Here is a 1,579-nt window from a genome sequence, read left to right as displayed (position 1 = left end):
GTAGATGCACCGGGCCCGGTCTCGCAAGGTGACGACGTGATTGTCACAGCGAACATTTGCGGGGTCACCGTTGTTGAGCCGGTGGAAGTCGTATCTGTTGTGCAGGAGCCAGATCGAGTTGGCTTTGCCTACCGCACGATGCCGGGGCATCCTGTTCGTGGTGAGGAAGCGTTTATCGTTCACCGCCACGGCGACGAGGTTCAACTGACGATTCGCTCGCTCACGCGGGCGGCTCCACAGCAACCGTGGCGATTGCTGTACCCACTCCTTCTAATCGCACAGCGGGTCGCGCGAAGGCGATACCTACGTGCGCTCCGATAATCGGGGTAAGAAACGCCGAAACCACGAGAACCGATCTTCTCGAATAAAGCCGCGTCGGACCTTCCCCTGCAGCCATCGGTCATTTATGAGGCTGCGATGCGGCCATTCAGGATGAGGGTAAGGCAGAGTACGGTCAGCGTATGGAAGCTCACCCGATAGATCCGCGTGATCAGACGTCCGAGGTCGCGAAACCGACGTACCGTGTCTATTTCTGGGCAGAGGACGGTAGCGCGAGCGAGGAGTGGGAGCTAAGCGGCGCCGACCTTGACGAGGTACTCGAGTGGATTCCATCGCGATCGCGTGGACGCTCGCACAGCCTCTGGGCAGTGGCCCGAACGCCAGGCGACGTCTGCCATGTACGTCTTCGTGGCATCGACCTCGATACAGAACGCGGAACGTGGCCAAGCTGGGCGAGGCAGGTATACCGGTAAGCCATGGTCATCTGCGCATTGGTTTCCTGCACGCAGGCGGGGCAGATCGCTACTGATGCCAGCTCAACCGGCCACGACTTAGCTTCCACCTGTTTCAGCAACAATAGTTAGGCATTCTCCATGTTCAGGTACCGGTAAACGGTGGCGCGGCTGACGCCAACGATCTTGCCGATGTCAGCGGGTTTGAGGCCCTGGGCCTTCAGCTCATGGGCTCGCTTCACTTTTCGGTCGCCTGCCGTGACTTCCCGCCGTCCCGCCCTGCGCCCGTTGGCGGCAGCTGCAGCCATGCCTGCCTTGGTGCGCTCGGCCAACTGGTCGCGTTCGAGCTGGGCGAACGCGGACATAACGGTGAACATCGCCTTGCCCATGGCGCCTGTGGTGGTGATGCCCTCGGTCAGTGAACGGAAGTGGACACCCCGTTCCTCGAGGTCATCAATGAGCGCCAGCAGGTTCCGCGTGTTGCGGCCCAGCCGGTCAAGCTTCCAGACGACCACTTCATCGCCTTCTCGGAGGTGCTCCAGCATCTTGTCCAGCTCAGGACGCTTGGCCCGTGTGCCGCTCACCCCGTGGTCCGTAAAGACCTTCTTGCAACCGGCCGTTTTCAGCGCGCCATGTTGAAGGTCCGTGTTTTGGTCAACTGTGCTGACCCTGGCATACCCGATACTTGCCACAGCCGTCCTAAGTCACATCAAAGGTTCATTTTAATGTTCCTGAGACTAGCAGACGTGAGACATATTGATGAGACGACGGGGTTGTCTAGAATCCGCGACTTTCTCTCACCTCCAGAAATGGCGGCCGGGGAAGACCGGCTGTCTCAGCAGACGGTC

Annotated in this window: 2 protein-coding genes; one reads left to right on the top strand and one right to left on the bottom strand. The window is 59.9% G+C overall.

The window, feature by feature from the left end; all coding sequences use genetic code 11:
* Positions 1-36 precede the first annotated feature (36 nt).
* Positions 37-321: a DUF1990 family protein gene (locus AC5RWT_RS37265; protein WP_494084598.1), complete on the top strand. Its 285-nt coding sequence runs from the start codon at positions 37-39 to the stop codon at positions 319-321.
* A gap of 538 nt (positions 322-859) precedes the next feature.
* On the opposite strand, the gene AC5RWT_RS37260 is transcribed toward AC5RWT_RS37265, so the two are convergent.
* Positions 860-1,423, bottom strand: a complete 564-nt coding sequence (locus AC5RWT_RS37260) for a recombinase family protein (RefSeq protein ID WP_493964505.1) — start codon at positions 1,421-1,423, stop codon at positions 860-862.
* Positions 1,424-1,579: the final 156 nt, after the last annotated feature.

It is taken from the genome of Arthrobacter sp. Dra40 (assembly GCF_059091905.1).
The sequence above is the reverse complement of the archived record's forward strand: the minus strand, read 5'-3'. Positions and strand labels throughout refer to the sequence as shown.